This window comes from Tenacibaculum sp. DPLXC6, from assembly GCF_056815515.1.
In genome coordinates this window covers 351,766-373,627 of the sequence record NZ_CP141806.1, presented here as the reverse complement: position 1 = coordinate 373,627, position 21,862 = coordinate 351,766, and the positions used below count along the sequence as shown (strand labels likewise).

Here is a 21,862-nt window from a genome sequence, read left to right as displayed (position 1 = left end):
TACAACTTGTGCAATCGGGGTATTTTTCATACTTTGCAAAGCCCAAAAATTTGAACATATGTCGATTGAAATTACGCGTCTTTTTGACTTTCCTTATTATCAACAAGAAAAGTATAATTTAAAAAAAGCATTTATCACTAAATACAATGGTGAATGGCAATCTATATCAACAAACGAATATATAGACAAAGCCAATGCTATAAGTAGAGGTTTATTACGACTAGGAGTACAACCTAACGATAAAATTGCTGTAATTTCTACCAACAATAGAACTGAATGGAATATTTGTGATATTGGAATATTACAAACTGGAGCTCAAAATGTTCCTATTTATCCTACTATTTCTAAAGAAGACTACGAATATATTTTAAACCACTCTGAAGCTACTTACTGTTTTGTTTCTGATGATACAATTTTAGAAAAACTAAATCAAATAAAAGCTAATACAAAACTTAAAGAAGTTTTTACTTTTGACGATATTAAAGGAGAAAAAAGCTGGCAAGAAGTTTTAGCCTTAGGTGAAGATAATAGCAATCAGAATGAAGTTGAAGAACGTAAAGATGCTATTAAGACAGATGATTTAGCAACTTTAATTTATACTTCAGGAACAACAGGTCGTCCTAAAGGAGTTATGCTAAGTCATAAAAATGTAGTTTCAAATGTACTAAGTAGTGAAAAACGTGTTCCTTTAGAATATGGCCAAGGTAGAGCTTTAAGTTTCTTACCTGTTTGCCACATCTTTGAACGTATGATTTTGTATTTATATCAATACTGTGGTATTTCTATCTACTTTGCAGAGGCTATTGATAAATTGAGTGAAAACGCTCAAGAAATCAAACCAAATGTTATGACTGCTGTTCCAAGATTGTATGAAAAAATCTACGATAAGATTTATGCCAAGGGAGCTGACTTAACTGGAATTAAAAAGAAATTGTTCTTTTGGGCTATAGAATTAGGTTTACAATATGAACCTTATGGAGCTAACGGATGGTGGTATGAAAAGAAACTAAGCATTGCTAAAAAACTTATTTTCTCTAAATGGCAAGCTGCCTTAGGTGGAGAGTTAAAAATAATGGTTTCTGGTTCTGCTGCATTGCAACCACGTTTAACTAGAGTATTTACTGCTGCTGGAATGCCAGTAATGGAAGGTTACGGTCTTACTGAAACTTCTCCTGTAATTGCTGTAAACGATATGCGTGATGGAGGTTTTAGATTAGGAACTGTAGGTAGATTAATTGATGGTGTTGAGGTTAAAATAGCCGATAATGGAGAAATCCTAGTAAAAGGACCAAACGTAATGCAAGGATATTACAAAGATCCAGAAAAAACTGCTGAAGCATTACAAAACGGATATTTCCATACAGGTGATAAAGGTGAATTAAGTGAAGATGGTTTCTTAAAAATAACTGGACGTACTAAAGAAATGTTTAAAACCTCAGGTGGTAAGTATATTATTCCGCCATTGTTAGAAGGTCAATTAAAACAATCTCGTTTTATTGAGCAAGTAATGGTTATTGGTGAAGGTGAAAAAATGGCTGCTGCTTTTATTCAACCAAACTTTGAGTTTGTGCGTGAATGGGCACAAAGACATAACGTTACTGTAGGAGATAATAAAGACTTGGTAAACAACCCTAAAGTAATAGAACGTATTCAAGAAGAAGTTGACTATGCCAATACAAAGTTTGGTAAATGGGAAACTATTAAAAAGTTTGAATTAACCGAAGAAGAATGGTCTATTGACGGAGGACAGCTTACCCCTACCATGAAAATGAAACGAAATATTATCAAAGAAATGTATAAAGACTTATACGACAAGATTTATAGAGATTAATTGTTTAAAGTGTTGTGAGAGCAACACTTTTTCTTTTTTAATATGAGTAAAATTATTTCTTTTTCTTCGGATGTTTCAACTATTGAATTACCTAAAAAGTTCGATTATCCATACAATTATTCACCTCATACTCTAGCCCAAATAGCAACAGAGGAATTACAAGAATATTTAACGAGTCAAACTGATTTTTCGCACAACTTCGGAATCAAAAAACCTGAGGATGCAAAAGCTCTTGGAAAAATGTTTGGAGTCTTAGTTGTACAACAACAAGATGGAAGTTTAGGGTATTTAGCTGCTTTTTCAGGAAAACTTGCTGAAAGTACACAACACAAACATTTTGTACCTCCAATATTTGATGTGTTAGATGCAAATGAATTTTATATTGAAACAGAAGAACAGCTTAATGAATTAACTCATAAAATAGTAAGCTTAGAAAACGCTTCTGATTTTATTGAAATAAAAAAAGCATATCAAGAAACACAACAACTACACGAAAAGCTTTTAGCTAAAGAACAGTCTAAAATTAAACAACGTAGAAAACTTAGAAAAGAATTAAGTAAACAAAACAACCAGTTAAATATTAACGAAGAGTTTTACTTACGTGAATATGAAGTTTATTTATTTGATAAAATAGCTCCTTTAAAAAAAGCGTACGATACAAAACAATACCAAATAGAACAATTAAAAAAGCAACGAGCAAACCTTTCAGCCTGGGCTCAACAAGAGATATTTAAAAAGTATACTTTTCTTAGCTATCGAGGAGAAACCAAAAACTTATTAGATATTTTTACTGACTCCACGCAAAATATTCCTGCTGGCGCTGGTGATTGTTGCGCTCCTAAATTACTTCAATATGCATACAAACATCAACTAAAACCTATTTGTATGGCCGAGTTTTGGTGGGGTAAGCCTTTGCAAACCTCTGTAAGAAAACATCAAAACTACTACCCTGCTTGTACTGGTAAATGCAAACCTATTTTAACACACATGTTACAAGGAGTAACTGTAGAAGAAAATCCATTAGTTGCTCAACTAAAAGAAGAAAAAGAAATTACAATTATTCATGAGGATTCAGATTTGTTAGTAATTAACAAACCACATGAGTTATTATCAGTTGCTGGTAAAGAAATTAAAGATTCTGTTTTTAGTCGTATTCAAAAATTATATCCAAAAGCTACAGGCCCGTTAGTTGTACATCGTTTAGATATGTCAACCTCAGGAATACTATTAATAGCAAAAAATGAAGACACTTATAAAGCTTTACAGGCACAATTCATTAATAAAACTGTACAAAAACGTTATGTAGCTTTATTAAATGGTGTTTTAAAAGAGAAAAAAGGGATTATTGAGTTACCACTTAGAGTAGACCTAAATGATCGTCCTAAACAGCTTGTTTGCTATAGACATGGAAAAAAAGCTCTGACTCAATGGGAAACTATAGAAACTCTAGACAATAAAACCAAAGTCTACTTTTATCCTGTAACAGGACGTACACATCAGTTACGTGTACATGCAGCTCATCATTTAGGTTTAAACACAGCTATTGTTGGAGATGATTTGTATGGAGAAAAATTCGACAGATTATATCTCCATGCAGAAAAAATTACGTTTGTACACCCTACTTCAAAAGAACAAGTAAGCTTTATTGCTCCTGCACCTTTTTAATCGCAGGGCGATAGCCAAAAAACTCCTTAAACTTATTTTAAAATAGTTTTAAGTATTATTTGTGTAGCTAATATTACACAATTTTATACTACATATTTTGTCTTTTTAAGTGTGCTTAAAATAATAAACGAAGCTAAAAAGAAAATAGCTAAACACAACACACTCCACTGCATAGAACCTGTAATTGCATTTAATGCTCCATATACAGCTGTTCCTAAAACAATGGCTATTTTTTCGGTAACATCATAAAAACTAAAATACGTAGCATGATCTTCTGTTTCTGGTAATAATTTTGAATACGTAGAACGTGTTAAGGTTTGAATAGCTCCTTGTACCAACCCTAATAAACCTCCTAACCCATAAAAATAGATATCAACATACTCTTGAGATTTATCTAAAGAAAAAGCACAAAAACAAACTAACATCCACACTGCAATCGTTACTTTTAAAGCGGTAATATTTCCCCATTTTTCTGAAAACCTTGAAAATAAAACAGCTCCTAAAATTGCAACAATTTGTACCAATAAAATAGTAATAATTAAACTCGTAGAAGACAGCCCTAATTCTGATGAACCAAAAATAGCTGCCATTAAAATAATAGTTTGTACACTAATACTCAATAAGAAGAAAGAAATTAAAAAGCGTTTTAAGGTTGGGTAGTTTAATAGCTCTTTAATTACTATTTGTAACTCTCTGTACCCTTTCCATATATAATCTTTTTCAGGTTTCTTGTTGTATACATTACCTGGTAAACGTTTAAAGGTAACTTGAGCAAATCCTAACCACCATAAACCTACCATAACAAAGGAAATTCTAGACGCCATTCCTGCACTTATACCTAAAGTTTCAGGAAACATAATCATAGCTAAATTTATTAGTAGCAAAATAACAGAACCAATATACCCATATACAAAACCTTTGGCACTCGCTCTATCTTGCTGTTCTGGATGAGCTACCTCTGGTAAATAAGCATTATAAAACACCAAACTTGCCCAAAAGCCTATACTTGCTAAAACAGTAAATAAGATTCCAATCCACACAGTGTCTATTCCATCAAAAAAGTACAAACTCATTACCGATAATGATCCTAGTGTACAGAAAAACTTCATAAACTTTTTCTTACTTCCTGTATAATCTGCAATACCTGATAAAATTGGAGAAATAAAAGCTACTACTAAAAAAGAAAACGATAAAGCATAGCTATATAAACTATCTGGATGCTCCCAATCCATACCCAAAAAGCTTACAATTTTACCTTCAGTTACCCCGCTGTAATACAACGGAAAAACAGCTGTGCTAATTACTAATGAATATACTGAGTTGGCCCAATCATAAAATGCCCATCCATTAATTAACTTCTTATCTCCTATTTTATACATATAAATTCTAATAAAAAAAACCGCTCATTTAACATGAACGGTTTGCAATATACTATAATTTATCAATCTTATTTACTCGTAGGCACGTTGTATTTTGCCGCTAATTTTTTAGCCTCTGGTAAAAAGTTTCTTAAAGTCTGAATACGCGTTTGGTTAGATGGGTGTGTACTCATAAACTCTGGTGGAGCTCCTCCTCCTGAGCGTTCACTCATTCGTACCCATACTTCAGCTGCTTCTTCTCCTTTATACCCTGCCATAATCATAAAAACCAACCCTAATTTATCAGCTTCTGTTTCATGTTGTCTACTAAATGGTAACATTACCCCTACTTGAGTTCCTAAACCATAGGCCATATTCCACATTTCAGCTTTTTCACTGTTTTGAGTACCTAGAGCTAAAGCAACACCTCCTAATTGTTGTAACTGACCTGTAGACATACGCTCTTGTCCGTGTTTTGCAAATGCGTGAGCTACTTCATGTCCCATCACCGCTGCAATACCATCTTCATTAGCACAAATTGGTAGAATTCCTGTATAAAAAACTACTTTTCCACCAGGTAAACACCATGCATTTACAGTTTTATCTTCAACTAAATTAAATTCCCACTTATAAGCATCAGCTTCTGCTTTCATACCATTAGCTCGCATAAAACGATCTACAGCTGTAGAAATATTCTTTCCTACACGTCTAATCTCATTCGTTTTAGCAGTATTAGTAGATAGTTTATTCTCTTCTAAAAACCCCTTGTATTGTGCAAAACTTGCTGGTAATATTTGAGCATCATTCACAAAATTTAATCTTTTTCTTCCCGTAATTGGCACAGTGCTACACTCTACTAAAAAAGCGGCTAAAAATGTTAGGGCTATAATTTTTTTCATTGTTTAATAGTTTAAAGTTCTATGTTCTTGGTTGTATCTTTTATGACACGAAATTAACTTATTTGTCACAAACTTGATAATATATTATGTCTTTAAAGCTACAAATTCTATCTTTATCTTAAAAACCAATTCATGAATTTTACGCATTCAAAAACAGCTATACCTAGTATTAAAATTCCTAAACCTGTAATATTTTCAGCTAAAGCTTTGCAGTTTATATCTGTAAGTAAAGCTGCTAAATTTGGGGCTAGGCTTTTTACGACTCCTGTTAACTTCCCTATTCCTAAAAGGGAAAAAGTAATGTTAGAGAGTGCACAAAAGAAAACAATAAATGTGCCATCTATTTCAAGAGATGTTCAAGTACTATCGTATGGTTACTCTACTAAAAAAGTATTATGGGTACATGGTTGGGCAGGAAGAAGTACTCAATTATATATGATTGCTGATAAGTTACTAGAAAAAGGCTACATGGTTATTTCATTTGACGGACCAGCTCATGGAAAATCTACAGGAAAAACTACTGAAATGCCTGAATTTTTAGAAACAATTACTGAAATCAATAAACAATTTGGACCATTTGAAGCTGCTATAGGACACTCTTTCGGTGGTGTATGCTTGTATAATGCCTTTTCAGAAGGTTTTACTGTAAACAAATTGGTTACTGTAGGAGCGGCTGATAAAATATCAGATGTTATTTTAAACTTTACTAAAAACTTACAAGTAAAACCTATTATAGCTCATAAAATGAAGCGCTTGTTTGATAAAAAATGGCAACGAGATATTGATACTCACTCTTCAAGTGTAAAAACTAAAAGTGTAAAAATACCTACTCTAGTAGTCCATGACTCATTTGATGGTGATGTTGATGTAAGTTGTGCTATAGCAATACGTCAAAACTTACAGAATGGAAAACTTTTAATTACTGAAGGCTTAGGACACACCAGAATTCTTCGTAACCCGAAAGTAGCTTCCAAAATTGTTGATTTTATAATTAAAGAACCATGAAAAAATTAGTTGTTTTATTCCTTTTAGCGATAACAGTTAGTACTACTGTAAATGCTCAAAACAAGAAAAAATACCTTGTAAATAAAACCAATAGTGAGTGGAAACAGTTGCTAACGCCAAAACAGTATTATGTGCTTAGGGAGGCGGGTACAGAACGTCCAAACTCAAGTCCTTTAAATTTTAACAAGAAAGAAGGAACCTATGTATGTGCAGCCTGTAAAACCCCGCTATATAAATCTGAAAACAAATATGATTCAGGTAGTGGATGGCCTTCTTTTGATAGAGCTATTAAGGGAAATGTGGAACTTGACACAGATTATAAACTAGGCTATGCTAGAACAGAGTTAAAATGTAATACTTGTGGCGGACATTTAGGGCATTCTTTTAATGATGGACCTAAAAAAACTACTGGTAAACGCCACTGTATTAATGGAGTTGCTTTAGAGTTTATTCCTAAAAAATAAAATTGTAAATTAAGGCTGGTTTTAACCAGTCTTTTTTTATTAAAAAATATGCCATGCAAAACTCCTATTTAGAAAGTATCAAAAAACAAATAACCTACTATAAAAGTTTAGGCGATAAAACTTTTAATCAACTTACCCAAGAAGAACTATTTTACCAATATAATCAAGAAAGTAACTCTATTGCTGTAATAGCTAAACATATTGCGGGTAATATGCTATCACGTTGGACCAACTTTTTTACTGAAGATGGAGAAAAATCGTGGAGAAATAGAGATGATGAATTTGTAAATACCTTTTCAACCAAAGAAGAAATGATTACCTATTGGGAAAAAGGATGGAATTGCTTTTTAAACACTATTAATTCTTTAAAAGAAACCGATTTAGAAAAAATCATCTACATAAGAAACCAAGGACATACTGTAATCGAAGCAATTAATCGTCAAATTTGTCACTACCCATACCATATTGGTCAAATTGTATTTTTAGGAAAAATGTTACAAAACGAAAAATGGGAATCCTTATCCATTCCTAAAAATGCTTCAAAAAACTTCAATCAAGAAAAATTTAGTCAAGAAAAAAGTCGCAAACATTTTACTGATGATTTATAGCATTTACTCCTATTCACACCAATAGAAAAACTAAAAAAATAGACTGTTGTTCTTACAAATCATAAAAAAACACACACTATTATACTATTAAGTAGAAAAAATCTGTAAACAAATTGCTAAAAACTAACAACTAATAACTAAATTTGTGCCTCTAAAAAATGAAGCCGATACATGTTTAATAATTTAAGCGAAAAGTTAGATAAAGCGTTACACACGCTGAAAGGACACGGAAAAATTACTGAAGTTAACGTTGCGGAAACTCTAAAAGAAGTTCGTAGAGCTTTATTAGATGCCGATGTTAACTTTAAAATAGCAAAGAATTTTACCAAAACAGTAAAAGAAAAAGCCTTAGGTCAAGACGTATTAACAACGTTAAACCCTGGGCAATTAATGGTAAAATTGGTTAAGGATGAATTAACCGAGTTAATGGGGGGTGATACTGTTGGTATAAACCTAGGAGGTTCACCTACTGTAATTTTAATGTCTGGTTTACAAGGTTCAGGTAAAACAACCTTTTCTGGTAAATTAGCTAACTATCTTAAAACTAAGAAAACTAAACAAGTTTTATTAGTAGGATGTGATGTATACCGTCCTGCCGCAATTAACCAGTTACGTGTTGTTGGAGAGCAAATTGGAGTTGAGGTATATGCAGAAGAAGGAAATCAAAATCCGGTAGAAATTTCTCAAAATGCTATTAAGCATGCAAAAGCAAACGGTAAAAATGTGGTAATTATCGATACCGCGGGTCGTTTAGCTGTTGATGAAGAAATGATGACCGAAATTTCTAATATCCATAAAGCAGTAAAACCACAAGAAACTTTATTTGTGGTAGACTCTATGACAGGGCAAGATGCTGTAAACACAGCTAAAGCCTTTAACGATGTATTAAATTTTGACGGAGTTATTTTAACCAAGTTAGATGGTGATACACGTGGAGGTGCTGCAATATCTATTAAATCGGTAGTAAATAAGCCAATTAAGTTTATTGGTACGGGTGAAAAAATGGATGCTATTGATGTATTCCACCCAAGTCGTATGGCTGATCGTATTTTAGGAATGGGAGACGTTGTTTCGTTAGTAGAACGTGCCCAAGAACAATACGATGAAGAAGAAGCTAGAAAATTACAAAAGAAGATTGCTAAAAATCAGTTTGGTTTTGATGATTTCTTAAATCAAATCAATCAAATCAAAAAGATGGGTAGCATGAAAGACTTAGTAGGTATGATTCCTGGTGCTGGTAAAGCCTTAAAAGATGTTGATATTGACGACGATGCTTTTAAAGGAATTGAAGCCATTATACACTCTATGACTCCTGAAGAAAGAAGTACTCCTTCTGTTATTAATGCGAGTCGTAAAAAACGAATTGCTAAAGGATCCGGAACTTCGGTGCAAGAAGTTAACCAGTTAATGAAGCAATTTAATCAAATGAGCAAAATGATGAAGATGATGCAAGGTGGTGGCGGAAGAAAAATGATGCAAATGATGAAAGGCATGAGATAATATTAAAAAGAGAGAAGTTTTGTCGACTTCTCTTTTTTCTTTTTTAGATTAACAATAACACACAACAACACACACAAATGATTTTACTAGACGGTAAAAAAACATCAGCAGACATTAAAGAAGAAATTGCTTTAGAAGTAGCAGCATTAAAAGCTAACGATAAAAAAACACCACATTTAGCAGCTGTTATCGTTGGTAATGATGGCGCAAGTTTAACCTATGTAAATGCAAAAGTAAAAGCGTGCGAACGCGTAGGGTTTGAATCTACTTTGATTCGTCTTCCTGAAGAAACTACTGAAGAAGAATTATTAAACGAAATTGCTATTTTAAATATAGATAATGATATTGATGGTTTTATAGTACAACTACCTCTACCCGATCATATTGACGAACAAAAGGTATTAATGGCTGTAAATCCTGATAAAGATGTAGACGGTTTCCACCCTATGAATGTAGGAAAAATGGCGTTAAATTTACCAACATACATTTCTGCAACTCCTTTTGGAATTTTAGAATTGTTAGATCGTTATAATATTGAAACCTCTGGTAAAGATGTAGTAGTTATTGGTCGTAGCCATATAGTAGGTAGCCCAATGAGTATTTTACTATCACAAAAAAGAAAAGTAGGAAACGCAACAGTTACTCTAACACATAGTAGAACCAAAAACTTAAAAGAGGTTACTAAAAGAGCAGATATTATTATAGCTGCTATTGGTATTCCTGAATTTTTAAAAGGTGATATGGTAAAAGACGATGTAGTAATTATAGATGTAGGTATTACACGAGTTGCCGACCCTTCTAAGAAAAGAGGTTTTAGATTGGTAGGTGATGTTGCTTTTAATGAGGTAAAAGAAAAGGCATCTCACATTACGCCTGTACCAGGCGGTGTAGGACCGATGACAATTGCAATGCTATTAAAAAACACCTTATTAGCTTGTGAACGTAGACAAGAAGAAGATTAAAAACACACATTATATATAATACAAAAGACTGCCTTTAAAAGCAGTCTTTTTTTGTTGTAATATCAGTTAAAAGCACTTGTTAACCATATTTAACTATCTTTTTGTTATATTGTTTAGTGTCAAGTTGTAAAAGTCTTGAGAAACAGAATAAAATAGATTTTAATGGCAGATAACAAAAAACTATATAAAATAGCATTTGGACTTGCAATATTTACAATAATCTATAACATTGCAGAAGGAATTATCTCAACTTACTTAGGGTTTGAAGATGAAAGTCTTGCTCTTTTTGGTTTTGGATCAGATAGTTTCATAGAGGTTATTTCAGGACTTGGAATTGCCCATATGATAGTAAGAATTCAAAAAAATCCTAATAGTAAACGTGATGATTTTGAGCGAACGGCTTTAAGAATTACTGGAATTGCTTTTTATATATTGGTTTTTGGACTTGTAGTAACCAGTATTTATAATATCTGGACAGGACATAAACCACTTACAACTTTTTGGGGTGTTGTGATTTCTATAATTTCTATCCTAATAATGTGGATATTGGTTGTTTGGAAAAGAAAGGTTGGTAATCAACTTAATTCCGCACCAATTTTAGCCGATGCAAATTGTACAATGGTCTGTGTTTATATGTCTATAATTTTACTTGTGAGTAGCGGAGTTTATGAATTGTTTAGTATTCCTTATATAGACAGTATTGGAACACTTGGACTTTCATACTTTGCCTTTAAAGAAGGAAGAGAATGCTTTGAAAAAGCTAAAAGCGATAAAAACTGCTGTTGCGATTAGATAAAAAATCAACGTGCAATAAATATAAAACTACTACTCTCCTCCTTTCTAATACCATCTAACTAAACAACAAAATAATTATTTAAACAAAAAAATCTATAACACTACAAGTAACTCCAAACTGTTGTTTGGAGTTTTCTTTTATAAGTTATTCTCTGTAAAATCGTATTAAAAATACTGGTTAACCTCAGTATTTGTATCTAACTCTACTGGTTCTTTTCCTTGTTTAAATAAACGTGCAGTATAACTTCCTCTTAACGTAATAGTTGCTCCGTTAACCTCTAACCAACTACCTTCACGTAGTCCTAACACAGGAGTTTCGTTAAATATATGATACTCTTTAATACGCGTTTCTCGTGTTTCGCCCATGTGGGTAGAGTCTGGATTAGGATCTAAATAATGTGCATTGATATTAAACGGAATAAACCCTAAGGTTTTAAAACTCGGTGGATATACGATAGGCATATCGTTCGTATTCATCATAGTTACCCCACAAATATTACTTCCTGCACTGGTACCTAAATACGGAGTTCCGTTTTCAACTGCCGTTGTTAAATCTGGTAGTATATCATTTTTATATAATTGGTTTACCAGTTCAAACGTATTACCTCCACCTGTAAAAATTGCTTCAGCTTTTAAAACAGCATCCTTCGGGTTATCAAACTCATGTATTCCAACCACTTCTTTATCAATTGTAGCAAAAGCTTTGCGAGCTACAGAAGTGTATTCATCATATGTTTTTCCGCTTGCGCGTGCATACGGAATAAATAGTATGGTAGTTGCTTCTTTAAAAAAGTTTTTTAAGGTGGGTAAAATATATTCTAGGTACCCACTACCATGAACGGTAGATGTACTTGCTACAATTAGTTTTTTCATTTTTTATTTTTATTAAAAGTTTAATAATTCACCTTTTGTTTGTGCTAAACGTATGTTTTACAATCTACTATAAACACTACGTTCTACAAGTATTTATGGCGAAAATATACAGTTAAAAATAAACCGTAAAATTATTTGATAAATAAAGTAGGGTTATTCAAGTCCTAGTTGTTTTTGTAGGTGTTATTTTATAAATCAAAAGCATATAAAACTATGAAAAAATTATTTTTCCTTTTTACAATTACATTTTTATTCTCTTGTTCAGATTCCATTGAAATACCTATAAATGAAAACGCTTCAATAAAGCCTGAAGGTACTTGGAATTTAACTAGCTTAACTTCTGAGTATACAACTAAAGTTACTTCGCGTGTTTTATCTTATGAGAGTAAATCTAATATACATGGAGAGGACTATAACTTTTCGTTTAACTTTTTACAAAACTCTAATAAGTATACAACCAAAGGAGCTGTAAAAATAGTAACTAAAACAAAGATTAATGACAAGGTAGAAACTACAAACCATAATGCAACTGCTATACAAGGTTTAAGTGCTGGTAAATGGGAAGTGAAAGGAAATGAACTAATATTTAAAAACGGTAATAGTAATGTAATACAATCAAAATTTACTATTGAGTCGTTTTCTAAAAACAGAATGGTTTTAAAACAAGATTTATCTGAAAACAAGGTAGAAAACAATGATGTTATTGCAATAACAGGAACTGCTACTATTGTGTTAGAAAGATAACATTTTATACTTTTTATTAAATGCCGTAAGACCGTTTGAAAGTTATTGTTCAAACGGTCTTTTTTCTTTGTTTAACAAAAATTTACCATGTTCTTAAAACATTTTTAAGACTGCTTGGTGGTTTATTTGTGATATGAGAAAATTGTTACTTGTTCTTTTTATTTGTTTTTCTTGTGTTGCTATCTCGCAAAACACACCTAAAATTATTACCGGTACTGTGTTTATAGATAGTATTGCTACACAAGATGTGCATATTATTAATAAAAAAATGGCCATTGGTGCGGTATCTAATGAAAATGGACGTTTTGAAATTTTAGCTGCAGAAAATAATACCTTATTAATTTCTCACCTTAACCTAGAGTATAAAGAGGTTACTATTACTAAAGAGCATATAAAGGCTAAAAACATTGTAATTTTTGTTGATAGTAAAACACACATGTTAGATGAGGTAGTGCTAGAAAGACAAAAAAGTATTTTAGAAATTGATAACGATATTCTTACCAATGCTCCTATTGTTAATGCAAAAACCCTAAAACTCCCCTATGCTAATGTTATACAACCAAAAGATGAAAAAACAGTAAAAATTCAATCGGGAGTAGCAATTAGTTTAACTGGCCTTATTAATGCTTTAAATGGAAAAAACAAGCTAAAAAAACAATTAAAAAAGGCAACTATTGAAGATAAAAATATTGAAAAAATTAGAAAGCACTTTACCGATGGCTTTTTTGTACAACAACTAAAAATAAAGAAAGAAAACATTAATCAGTTTTTGCAAGCGTGCATTTCAAAAGGAATTATAAACCTATATAATAAAGATAAAGTTTTAGAACTTACCGCTGTTTTAATTGAAAATAGTAAAACCTCTCCTTACCTATTAGAAAATGAAAATATAAGAGTTACCAAAAAATAATTGCATGATTAAACAACTACCCATCACACTTTTACTTCTTATCACATTAGGTGCTACTGCCCAGAAAAAAAGAAAGTTCTTATACGGGGTTTTAAATGATGAACTTGGTGTTATACCCAATGCTCATATTATCAACCTAAATACCCAACAAGGTACATTTAGTACCGATTTAGGTAAGTTTAGAATATTGGCAAAGCCAAACGATACCTTACAGGTTTCGTTTGTAGGATACGAAACTAAAAAAGTTAAGGTTACGAGTCTTCATTTTGGAATGGAAGAAAACGAAATTAAACTGATTAAAGTTCCTTTTGAATTAGATGAAGTGGAAGTAAAAAAACACAACTTAATAGGTTCACTTGCTATTGATGTTAAACAAACTCCTAAAGATATTGGTATGGAAAAAGCTAAAAAGGCTATTGATTTTTCTATGATTAATTTTCAAGACCCTATTATTATGCCTATTGATGAGATTGATAAAATGGGGGTTCCTAATATGAGAAAAGTAACTGACCCTACTGCTAAATTTGCTGGTGTTGGTACAGGATTTAGTTCTGGTCTTGATAAATACTCACAAGAGCTAAAAAGAACCCGAAAAACAATAAAATTTAAAGAAAGCTTTCCTAAAATGCTACTCTCAGAATTTGGAGAACATTTCTTTTATAAAGAACTTAACATACCTAAAGATAAGTATCTTCATTTTTTAGAATATTGTAATCCCTTAGGTATAGAAAAATTATATAAAGAAAAACAACTCTTAAAAGTGATTGCTATCTTACAACAAGAAAGTAAGAGCTATTTAAAAGTAATTAGTAATAACTAAACACATGAAAAATATACTCCCTTCAATTATTTGTCTGTTTTTTATAGTTAAAGCTACAGCGCAAGAAAGAAGAAAATTCTTTTACGCTACCATACAAGATGAAGTAAGTGCCGTTTCTAGCGCACATGTTATTAACCTAAACACTAAACAAGGAACCTTTACTAATAATAATGGTGAGTTTAGGATTTTAGCCAAAGTAAATGATACCTTACAAATTTCGTTTGTGGGCTATAAAACCAAAAACTTTGTAGTAAACATAAATAACTTCGGAATACAAGAAAGTTACATACAACTAAAAAAAGTACCTATTGAACTGGATGAAGTAGCAATAAAAAAACATAATTTACTCGGATATATTTCTTCTGACTCAAAACATATAAAATCTGAAAAAGAAATAAATGCTGAAACATTAAAGCTACCCTTTGCCGGTTCTAGAATACTTACTCCTGCTGAAAGAAGGCTCTATACCGGAATGGGAGGACGTCCCATGAAACTTGAAGGCCTAGGGTTTGTTTTATCTACAGATTATATTATTAATTCAATATCAGGAAGACTGAGAAAACTAAAAAACAATAAAGCCATTGAAGACAGAGAAAAAAGAATAGAAAATATACGTAACAACTACCATATAGTTATTGAGCATGAAATAAAAATACTAAAAGAGGATATTGACAGGTTCATCTACTTTGCCGAATCTGCCAATGACTTCAATACTCTTTATTTAAATAATGAAGTAGCAATGATTACATTTTTACAGCAAAAATCAGAAGAATTTAAAAAGCTAAATCCTAAAAAATACAATTAAAACACCTCTTCCCTATTTGGTTATTTAAGTTACGCTTTCTTAAAATATTTTGTACCTTTAGGTGTATACTAATCTAACCTTATAAAGTACCATGAAAAAAGTTCTAATAACCTTATTGTTTTTATCTCAATTAGTATTCTCTCAAGAAGAACGAAAAACACTTTTTGGAATTGTTTATGATGAAAACGGTGTGTTAGAAAATGCTCATATTGTTAACTTTTCAACAAACCAAGCAACATTTTCTAATGATAAAGGAGAATACAGACTTTTTGCCAGACCTACCGACTCTATAAGGTATAGTAGTATAGGTTATAAAACTATTTATGAAAAGCTTACCAAAGCAGATTTTAACACCTACAGAAAAAGAACTACCCTTGAAAAACAAGATTATGAACTAGATGAAGTTTTACTTAGAAACAACGAACTTTCAGGAGAGTTAGTTAAAGACCTTAAAAAAGTAAAACGTGATAAAAACTTAGAAATAGCAAGTAAAGCTACCGACTTTTCTAATGTTAACTATACTAATTATCACTCAGACGATTATATAAGCAAACATGTAAAGCCTAATGAGGTTAGAGTAGATCCTACTAAAGCTTTTGAAGGAATGGGTACTACCAATACATTTCCAGTAAAAGACTCAGAAAAACTATGGAAACTTCGTAAAGAATTAGCTTTTAAAGAAAGTATGCCTACAAAATTACTTAATGAATTAGGTGAAGACTTCTTTTTTGGTGAGCTTAAAATTCCTGTAGATAAATATTATCACTTTTTAGAATATTGTAATCCGTTAGGCATAGAAAAACTCTACCAAAACCGTGAAGTGTTAAAAGTGATTAAAATTTTTAGAAAAGAGCATACAGAATACCTTAAAATTATTGGAAAACACTAATTTGGCGCAATAATTGATTTTTAATCAACCATGAAGAAAGTTATCATCCTTTTATTAGTACTTCCATTACTACTATCATTTACCTTACACAAATACTATGTTGCGTTAACTGAAATTGAATACAGAGAAGATACTCAAAGTGTACAAATGATTATGAATGTTTTTATGGATGATATTGAACTTGCCATAAACAAAGATTATAACACCAATCTTAAAATTGCTACTAAAAATGAATTATCGTCTATTAATGAATATTACTATAAATACTTAAAAGCTCACTTTAAAATATTTATTAATAATGAAGAAAAAGCCTATAATTTTATAGGTAAAGAATATGATGGTAACATTGTTTACTTTTATTTAGAAATTGAAAATGTTTCACTCCCAAAAACAATAAAAGTAGAAAACGATATTTTAGTAGATCACTTCCCTGATCAACAAAACCTTATTAAAGCAACTGTTAAAAAAGAACGTAAAAGTTTGTTTTTATCGAGTGATAATGATAAAGGTTTGTTAAATTTTTAATAAACCTTCTTTTTTAGTAATAAGATTTCATTAACTTTCCGCTTATTTATTCAAAAACTAATAAGCATATAATGAGAAAATATTCTACGCTATTATTCTCGGCACTCTTTGTATCAGCTTCTTTATTTGCCCAAGAAGTTCCTAAAAAAGAACGCCAGCAAGGTCATACCGACCAAAACAAATTTCGACAATTAAAAGATGTATTAGCAACTCCTAACGATCAACGTACAGCATCAGGAGCGCCAGGTCATGCATACACGCAACAAAAAGTTGACTATGTAATGAGCTTACGTTTAGATGAAGCTACAGATAGATTATATGGAGACGAAGATATTACCTACCACAATAACTCTAAAGACCATTTAGAGTATTTATGGTTACAGTTAGATCAAAATATGAGAGCTCCAGATTCTAAATCGCCTTTAGCAGAATCTAAAGGAGCTAATGGTTTTCAAACTCCTGATAAGTTTGTGAGTGAAAACATGGACAAGCCAAAAGCATTCGGTTTTAATATTGAAGCTGTAAAATATGCTGACGGTAGAGATTTACCTCATACTATTAACCGTACTATGATGCGTATAAACTTACCTAAACCATTGGCACCAGGTGAAGTTTTTAAATTTAGAATTAAGTGGAACTACTTAATCAACAACTCTGTTGAAGATGGAGGTCGTTCTGGTTTTGAATCTTTCCCTGACGGAAATAAAAACTACACCATTGCTCAGTTTTTCCCAAGACTATGTGTTTATAATAATGTTGAAGGATGGCAAAACATGCAATTCTGGGGTCGTAGTGAATGGGCTTTAGAATTTGGTGATTACGATGTAAAAATTACAGTTCCTGCTGATCATATTTTAGAGGCTACAGGTGAATTACAAAACGAAAAAGAAGTCTTAACAAAAGAACAACGCAAGCGTTTTGAAAAAGCTAGAAAATCGTATAAAAACCCTGTATTTATTGTAACGCAGGCTGAAGCTGAAGCAAACGAGAAAGAAGGAACTACAAAAACTAAGACTTGGCATTTTAGAGCTAACCAAGTACGTGACTTTGCTTTTGCTTCGTCAAGAAAATATATTTGGGATGCAATGGCAGTAAACATCAACGGAAAAGATGTGATGGCTATTTCATTATATCCAAAAGAAGGAAATCCTTTATGGGAAGAGCATTCAACTCGTGTTGTTGCTAATACTTTAGAAGAGTATTCTAAAATGACTTTTGATTATCCATATTCTAAAGCTATTTCTGTACACGCAAAACGTCAAGGAATGGAATATCCAATGATTTGTTTTAACTATGGACGTCCAAATCCTGATGGAACGTATTCTGATAGAGTTAAAAACGGAATGATTGGAGTAATTACTCATGAGGTTGGTCATAACTTCTTCCCTATGATTGTAAATTCTGATGAGCGTCAGTGGACTTGGATGGATGAAGGGTTAAACTCTTTTGTAGAAATTTTAGCTGAATTAGATTACGATCCAAACTTTAATACTGGTAATTTACCTAAAGATATTGTTCGTTACATGAGTTTAGATCAGAATAAGTTAAGTCCAATTATGTCTCAAGGTGATTATGTACATAATTTTGGACCTAATGCTTATACTAAACCAGCAGCAGGTTTATATATGTTACGTCAAACAATTATGGGACCTGAATTATTCGACTACGCTTTTAGAACATACTCTAAAAGATGGATGTTTAAGCACCCTACTCCTGCTGATTTCTTTAGAACAATGGAAGATGCTTCTGGTATGGACTTAGATTGGTTCTGGAGAGGTTGGTTCTATACAACTGATTATACGGATATTGGAATTAAAGAGGTTAAGCCTTTATATTTAACCAATAAACCAAATGAAAAAACTAAGAAGTTACAACAACAATATCCTTCTTACTTTGCTCAATTAGGTAAATTAGTATACTTAACTACTGACAAAGAAAACGCTGATAAATCTGAAGTAGAAGCATACATCAAAGGGTTACCTTCTGATAAAAAAGCTAGCTTAAAAGATATTCCTAACTATATGTATCAAGTAGAGTTTGAAAAACCAGGAGGTTTAGTAATGCCTATTATTGTGGAGTTAACATATGCTGATGGTACTAAAAAACGTGAAACCTTCCCTGCTCAAATATGGAAGAAAGATGAACGTAAAGTATTCAGAGTATTTACTTCTTCACAAGAAATTAAAAGCATTGTTGTAGATCCTGATTTAGAAACTGCTGATATTGATACCTCAAACAACAGCTGGCCTAAACAAACAACAAACAAATTTGATGCTTTTAAAAACAAAGCAAAAAATTAATAAGGTTACAAAAACCTAGTCATAAAAAAAAGCAGCCTTAAAGGCTGCTTTTTTTAACTTATCATCTTAATTATTATTTACTAAATAACTTATTTACTTCTTCATAAGTAAGTAATTTAGAAACTGTCATAATATCTGGATCTCTGCTTACATATTGTTGAATTTGTAACATAACAACTCCATCAACCTTTGTATATTTTAACCAAATTACATCCCCGTTTGCTTTAATTTTATAAGGATCTCTTGGGTTTTCTTCAAAACCTTTTACGATTATTTGATGTAGTTTTTCTACATCATTATCTAAGTTTTTAAAAGAAAAATGAACATACTCGTGAATAGGATCGTTAATATTCTTATAATAAAAGTTATAAGCTTCGTTTCCTATTTTCTCTAAATAAACATACTCTATCTTTCCTACTATTTCAGTTTTAGTAGTTTCAATAAATTCAATTTGAGAATACGAAGCTACAGAGAATAAAAGACCTGTTAATAAAAGTAGTTTTTTCATAAAATTTAAGGGTTTAAATTTGATATTGTTTTTTAAGTTTTTAAATATAACTAAAACAACAACGTTTTTTACCTATAAAAAGTATTTTATCTTTTTAATTATCATCTAAGTTCTTTTCTTTTATCTGAACATTATTTACTATGGTAGCCTGTGTATAGACTAATAACACTCTATAAATCATTAAAAAAGAACAAAACAAGCAGCTTATTAATAGCTCAAAATATTTAAATATTTTTTATTTTGCAGTTCCTATTAATTCTTTAACTCCTCTAAAAAATCATGTTAAAACAAATTTCGTTTCTCTTCTTAGTATTTTTTACTTGTTTTGTTTCCTTCTCTCAAACAACAAAGAAGTATAGCGAGAGTGATTTAAAAGATTTTAAAAAAAAGTTTTACTTGAATAGAGAAATTGGCGTTGATAGCTCTCTATATTATATGAATAAGCTTTTACAAAGTGATAATGTTGCTTACAAGACTTTTGGATATGCTGCTACAGAATATTTAAAAGTAAGAGAAAAACAGCCTATAAACATTCCTTTTAAAGATAGTATAAATAAGTATCTACCCAAGATAGCCAAAACTAATAAAAACTTCTCTCTACTCTTTGACATCCATATATTATTAGGTAATTCTGATAAAAGAAAAAAGTTAATTAAATCTGCTTTACAAAATTATATAGCAGCTGAAAACTACGCTTTTTTAGCTAAAGATATTGAGCGAACTATTAAAATTAAAGGTAATATAGCGCTCATTTACCAAGATATGGGAGAGTTGGACAAAGCTCTTAATAAAGCAAAAGAAACTCTTGAACTTATAGAAATAAATAAAGACGCTCTTTCTAATAAATACTATAGTAGTAAGTATAAAAGAATGTTTAATGTTGCCGCTATTTATGCTACCTTATATAAAAATGATAAAAAGAAACAACAATATGCAGATTCTTCATTACATTACTATAATTCCATACTAAAAACAAAAGAGTTCAATCTTAACAGCTATTACACTGGTAAAGTTTATTATGGCAAAGGGACTATCTATACTTTAAAAGAAGAATACTCTAAAGCCAGTTCTTTCCTTGAGAAAAGCTTAGAATTATTTGAAAAAAGCAAATCACAATCATACTTGTATAAAGGTTATTATAATAATGCCTATAATTATTATATGTCTAATAATCTAAACAAAGCAAAAGAGAACTTTCTAAAGGTTTTAAAAATAAAAAAAGACACAATTCTAGATTACAATTATTTACACACACATTATTACCTTTCTAAAATTCACTCTAAGCAAAATAAAATAGACTCTGCTAAATATCATTTAAACACTTTTATTATTGATTATGAAAAACTTACTTCAAGAAAAAAACAGCAAATCAATGGAGCCTACAAGATAGATCTTGATAAAAAAATAAAAGAGTTAAAAGAATTAAAAGAATACATTGCTAACAAAAGTTTTTATTACAGAACAATTTTTATAATACTAATCCTTACTCTATTAATTATTAGTTTCCTAGTTTTTAAAAATTCTAAAGAAAAAAGAAAAGCTAATGAAAAATTAGATGAATTATTAGCTAAAATCTCAAAAAAAGAAAACTTAAATGAAAAATCTTTTTCATCATCTAATACCGTAAAAATAAAAGATGAACAACATCAACAAATTATTAACGGTTTATTAAAAATAGAGGAGAAAAAATACTTTTTAAAAGAAGAGTTTAACCTGTATAATGCGGCAAAAAAAATAGGTACTAATACTACCTACCTATCAAAAATCATTAAAGATTATAAAAAAATGAGTTTTAATGATTATACAAATGAGTTACGAATTAATTATATTATTGGAGTATTAAGTAATGACAAGAAAGTGAGATCTTATACAACTCAAGCCATTGGAGAAATAGCTGGATACAAGAACTCTAAGTCCTTTACTCGAATTTTTAAAAAACATATAGGTATAACTCCTTATCAATTTATAGAAAAAATTAATAAAGAGTTATAGTGTTGTAATTATTTTAAATACTAAAAACTTTGTACTCATAGCATTTATCTTTACTGTCCTCTCCAGGAGGTGGAGGTAAACAATCTTCTTCTCCATCTGTATCAGGTCCACCAAATACTTCTGTGTTTGGTTTTGCAATTGGGTCTCCTGCAAATATTTTAAATTTTTCTTCTGATGTTAATTCATACTTCATTAACGACTCAATAGATAAGCATTTCATAAGTTTTAATTTTTCTGTTTAGGTAAAGTTACTTTTTTTATCAGTTCTTTTTCACTTACACATACATCACTCCAAAACAAAACAACAAACAACTCATAAACAAATACTTAAACACTTTTTTATAGTGCTATTTTTTTAAAATAGTACCTACTTTTTTCTTAAATAGTCACTTAATATGCTTCTTTTCCT

At 30.9% G+C, this 21,862-nt stretch carries 21 protein-coding genes; 16 read left to right on the top strand and 5 right to left on the bottom strand.

What is annotated here, in order from left to right; translation table 11 throughout:
• Positions 1-58: 58 nt before the first annotated feature.
• The gene (locus VCM48_RS01610; RefSeq protein ID WP_482271368.1) at positions 59-1,831 is read left to right on the top strand and encodes an AMP-dependent synthetase/ligase; all 1,773 of its coding nucleotides are present in this window, start codon (positions 59-61) and stop codon (positions 1,829-1,831) included.
• A gap of 42 nt (positions 1,832-1,873) precedes the next feature.
• On the top strand, positions 1,874-3,496 hold the full coding sequence (locus VCM48_RS01605; protein ID WP_482271367.1) for an RluA family pseudouridine synthase: 1,623 nt from the start codon (positions 1,874-1,876) through the stop codon (positions 3,494-3,496).
• A gap of 83 nt (positions 3,497-3,579) precedes the next feature.
• Here VCM48_RS01605 and VCM48_RS01600 read toward each other — a convergent pair whose 3' ends face one another.
• Both VCM48_RS01600 and VCM48_RS01595 read right to left on the bottom strand, forming a co-directional pair.
• On the bottom strand, positions 3,580-4,875 hold the full coding sequence (locus tag VCM48_RS01600; protein WP_099214508.1) for an MFS transporter: 1,296 nt from the start codon (positions 4,873-4,875) through the stop codon (positions 3,580-3,582).
• A gap of 68 nt (positions 4,876-4,943) precedes the next feature.
• Entirely contained in the window at positions 4,944-5,753 is an 810-nt protein-coding gene (locus VCM48_RS01595) for a M48 family metallopeptidase (RefSeq protein ID WP_482271366.1), read from the bottom strand.
• A gap of 132 nt (positions 5,754-5,885) precedes the next feature.
• Between VCM48_RS01595 and VCM48_RS01590 the strand changes: the two genes are divergently transcribed.
• From VCM48_RS01590 to VCM48_RS01565, 6 genes are all read left to right on the top strand, one after another.
• Entirely contained in the window at positions 5,886-6,758 is an 873-nt protein-coding gene (locus VCM48_RS01590) for an alpha/beta hydrolase (protein ID WP_482271365.1), read from the top strand.
• Positions 6,755-7,222: a peptide-methionine (R)-S-oxide reductase MsrB gene (msrB, locus tag VCM48_RS01585; protein WP_482271364.1), complete on the top strand. Its 468-nt coding sequence runs from the start codon at positions 6,755-6,757 to the stop codon at positions 7,220-7,222. Before VCM48_RS01590 ends, msrB begins: the two co-directional genes overlap by 4 nt.
• A 53-nt stretch (positions 7,223-7,275) precedes the next feature.
• Entirely contained in the window at positions 7,276-7,830 is a 555-nt protein-coding gene (locus VCM48_RS01580) for a DUF1572 family protein (protein WP_124588475.1), read from the top strand.
• Between the two features lie 171 nt (positions 7,831-8,001).
• Positions 8,002-9,330: a signal recognition particle protein gene (gene ffh, locus VCM48_RS01575; protein WP_274639775.1), complete on the top strand. Its 1,329-nt coding sequence runs from the start codon at positions 8,002-8,004 to the stop codon at positions 9,328-9,330.
• A gap of 77 nt (positions 9,331-9,407) precedes the next feature.
• A complete protein-coding gene (gene folD / locus VCM48_RS01570; protein ID WP_099214514.1) occupies positions 9,408-10,292 on the top strand; it encodes a bifunctional methylenetetrahydrofolate dehydrogenase/methenyltetrahydrofolate cyclohydrolase FolD in 885 nt (294 codons plus the stop codon).
• Between the two features lie 162 nt (positions 10,293-10,454).
• Positions 10,455-11,084 (top strand): cation efflux transmembrane domain-containing protein, encoded by a 630-nt coding sequence (locus VCM48_RS01565; protein ID WP_482271363.1) that lies wholly within the window; start codon positions 10,455-10,457, stop codon positions 11,082-11,084.
• Positions 11,085-11,252: 168 nt separating this feature from the next.
• Here the strand turns inward: VCM48_RS01565 and pepE are convergent, their stop codons facing one another.
• Positions 11,253-11,960 (bottom strand): dipeptidase PepE, encoded by a 708-nt coding sequence (gene pepE / locus VCM48_RS01560; protein WP_482271362.1) that lies wholly within the window; start codon positions 11,958-11,960, stop codon positions 11,253-11,255.
• Positions 11,961-12,173: 213 nt separating this feature from the next.
• Between pepE and VCM48_RS01555 the strand changes: the two genes are divergently transcribed.
• From VCM48_RS01555 to VCM48_RS01525, 7 genes are all read left to right on the top strand, one after another.
• Positions 12,174-12,704 (top strand): hypothetical protein, encoded by a 531-nt coding sequence (locus VCM48_RS01555; RefSeq protein WP_482271361.1) that lies wholly within the window; start codon positions 12,174-12,176, stop codon positions 12,702-12,704.
• 217 nt (positions 12,705-12,921) lie between these two features.
• Entirely contained in the window at positions 12,922-13,614 is a 693-nt protein-coding gene (locus tag VCM48_RS01550) for a carboxypeptidase-like regulatory domain-containing protein (protein WP_482271360.1), read from the top strand.
• Positions 13,615-13,618: 4 nt separating this feature from the next.
• The gene (locus VCM48_RS01545; RefSeq protein ID WP_482271359.1) at positions 13,619-14,434 is read left to right on the top strand and encodes a carboxypeptidase-like regulatory domain-containing protein; all 816 of its coding nucleotides are present in this window, start codon (positions 13,619-13,621) and stop codon (positions 14,432-14,434) included.
• A 4-nt stretch (positions 14,435-14,438) separates the two neighbouring features.
• Positions 14,439-15,239 (top strand): carboxypeptidase-like regulatory domain-containing protein, encoded by an 801-nt coding sequence (locus VCM48_RS01540; protein ID WP_274639767.1) that lies wholly within the window; start codon positions 14,439-14,441, stop codon positions 15,237-15,239.
• Between the two features lie 91 nt (positions 15,240-15,330).
• Positions 15,331-16,128, top strand: coding sequence for a carboxypeptidase-like regulatory domain-containing protein (locus tag VCM48_RS01535; RefSeq protein ID WP_482271358.1), 798 nt, complete (start codon positions 15,331-15,333; stop codon positions 16,126-16,128).
• 30 nt (positions 16,129-16,158) lie between these two features.
• Complete coding sequence (locus VCM48_RS01530) at positions 16,159-16,653, top strand: DUF6702 family protein (RefSeq protein ID WP_482271357.1); 495 nt, start codon at positions 16,159-16,161, stop codon at positions 16,651-16,653.
• Positions 16,654-16,724: 71 nt separating this feature from the next.
• Positions 16,725-18,953 carry a M1 family metallopeptidase gene (locus VCM48_RS01525; protein ID WP_482271356.1) on the top strand — a complete coding sequence of 743 codons (2,229 nt, stop codon included), beginning with the start codon at positions 16,725-16,727 and terminating at the stop codon, positions 18,951-18,953.
• 73 nt (positions 18,954-19,026) lie between these two features.
• Here VCM48_RS01525 and VCM48_RS01520 read toward each other — a convergent pair whose 3' ends face one another.
• The gene (locus VCM48_RS01520; protein ID WP_099214525.1) at positions 19,027-19,461 is read right to left on the bottom strand and encodes a hypothetical protein; all 435 of its coding nucleotides are present in this window, start codon (positions 19,459-19,461) and stop codon (positions 19,027-19,029) included.
• A gap of 396 nt (positions 19,462-19,857) precedes the next feature.
• Here VCM48_RS01520 and VCM48_RS01515 point away from each other — a divergent pair, with 396 nt between their 5' ends.
• On the top strand, positions 19,858-21,453 hold the full coding sequence (locus tag VCM48_RS01515) for a helix-turn-helix domain-containing protein (RefSeq protein ID WP_482271355.1): 1,596 nt from the start codon (positions 19,858-19,860) through the stop codon (positions 21,451-21,453).
• A gap of 13 nt (positions 21,454-21,466) precedes the next feature.
• On the opposite strand, the gene VCM48_RS01510 is transcribed toward VCM48_RS01515, so the two are convergent.
• A complete protein-coding gene (locus tag VCM48_RS01510; protein ID WP_482271354.1) occupies positions 21,467-21,673 on the bottom strand; it encodes a hypothetical protein in 207 nt (68 codons plus the stop codon).
• Positions 21,674-21,862 lie beyond the last annotated feature (189 nt).

What these genes read in the sequence shown, in the direction of transcription:
- VCM48_RS01510 (WP_482271354.1), bottom strand. Translation starts at nt 21,673, where the DNA reads ATGAAATGCTTATCTATTGAGTCGTTAATGAAGTATGAATTAACATCA.
- ffh (WP_274639775.1), top strand. Translation starts at nt 8,002, where the DNA reads ATGTTTAATAATTTAAGCGAAAAGTTAGATAAAGCGTTACACACGCTG.
- VCM48_RS01580 (WP_124588475.1), top strand. Translation starts at nt 7,276, where the DNA reads ATGCAAAACTCCTATTTAGAAAGTATCAAAAAACAAATAACCTACTAT.
- VCM48_RS01595 (WP_482271366.1), bottom strand. Translation starts at nt 5,753, where the DNA reads ATGAAAAAAATTATAGCCCTAACATTTTTAGCCGCTTTTTTAGTAGAG.
- VCM48_RS01600 (WP_099214508.1), bottom strand. Translation starts at nt 4,875, where the DNA reads ATGTATAAAATAGGAGATAAGAAGTTAATTAATGGATGGGCATTTTAT.
- pepE (WP_482271362.1), bottom strand. Translation starts at nt 11,960, where the DNA reads ATGAAAAAACTAATTGTAGCAAGTACATCTACCGTTCATGGTAGTGGG.
- msrB (WP_482271364.1), top strand. Translation starts at nt 6,755, where the DNA reads ATGAAAAAATTAGTTGTTTTATTCCTTTTAGCGATAACAGTTAGTACT.
- VCM48_RS01565 (WP_482271363.1), top strand. Translation starts at nt 10,455, where the DNA reads ATGGCAGATAACAAAAAACTATATAAAATAGCATTTGGACTTGCAATA.
- VCM48_RS01530 (WP_482271357.1), top strand. Translation starts at nt 16,159, where the DNA reads ATGAAGAAAGTTATCATCCTTTTATTAGTACTTCCATTACTACTATCA.
- VCM48_RS01540 (WP_274639767.1), top strand. Translation starts at nt 14,439, where the DNA reads ATGAAAAATATACTCCCTTCAATTATTTGTCTGTTTTTTATAGTTAAA.
- VCM48_RS01590 (WP_482271365.1), top strand. Translation starts at nt 5,886, where the DNA reads ATGAATTTTACGCATTCAAAAACAGCTATACCTAGTATTAAAATTCCT.
- VCM48_RS01605 (WP_482271367.1), top strand. Translation starts at nt 1,874, where the DNA reads ATGAGTAAAATTATTTCTTTTTCTTCGGATGTTTCAACTATTGAATTA.
- VCM48_RS01545 (WP_482271359.1), top strand. Translation starts at nt 13,619, where the DNA reads ATGATTAAACAACTACCCATCACACTTTTACTTCTTATCACATTAGGT.
- VCM48_RS01520 (WP_099214525.1), bottom strand. Translation starts at nt 19,461, where the DNA reads ATGAAAAAACTACTTTTATTAACAGGTCTTTTATTCTCTGTAGCTTCG.
- VCM48_RS01555 (WP_482271361.1), top strand. Translation starts at nt 12,174, where the DNA reads ATGAAAAAATTATTTTTCCTTTTTACAATTACATTTTTATTCTCTTGT.
- VCM48_RS01525 (WP_482271356.1), top strand. Translation starts at nt 16,725, where the DNA reads ATGAGAAAATATTCTACGCTATTATTCTCGGCACTCTTTGTATCAGCT.
- VCM48_RS01610 (WP_482271368.1), top strand. Translation starts at nt 59, where the DNA reads ATGTCGATTGAAATTACGCGTCTTTTTGACTTTCCTTATTATCAACAA.
- VCM48_RS01535 (WP_482271358.1), top strand. Translation starts at nt 15,331, where the DNA reads ATGAAAAAAGTTCTAATAACCTTATTGTTTTTATCTCAATTAGTATTC.
- folD (WP_099214514.1), top strand. Translation starts at nt 9,408, where the DNA reads ATGATTTTACTAGACGGTAAAAAAACATCAGCAGACATTAAAGAAGAA.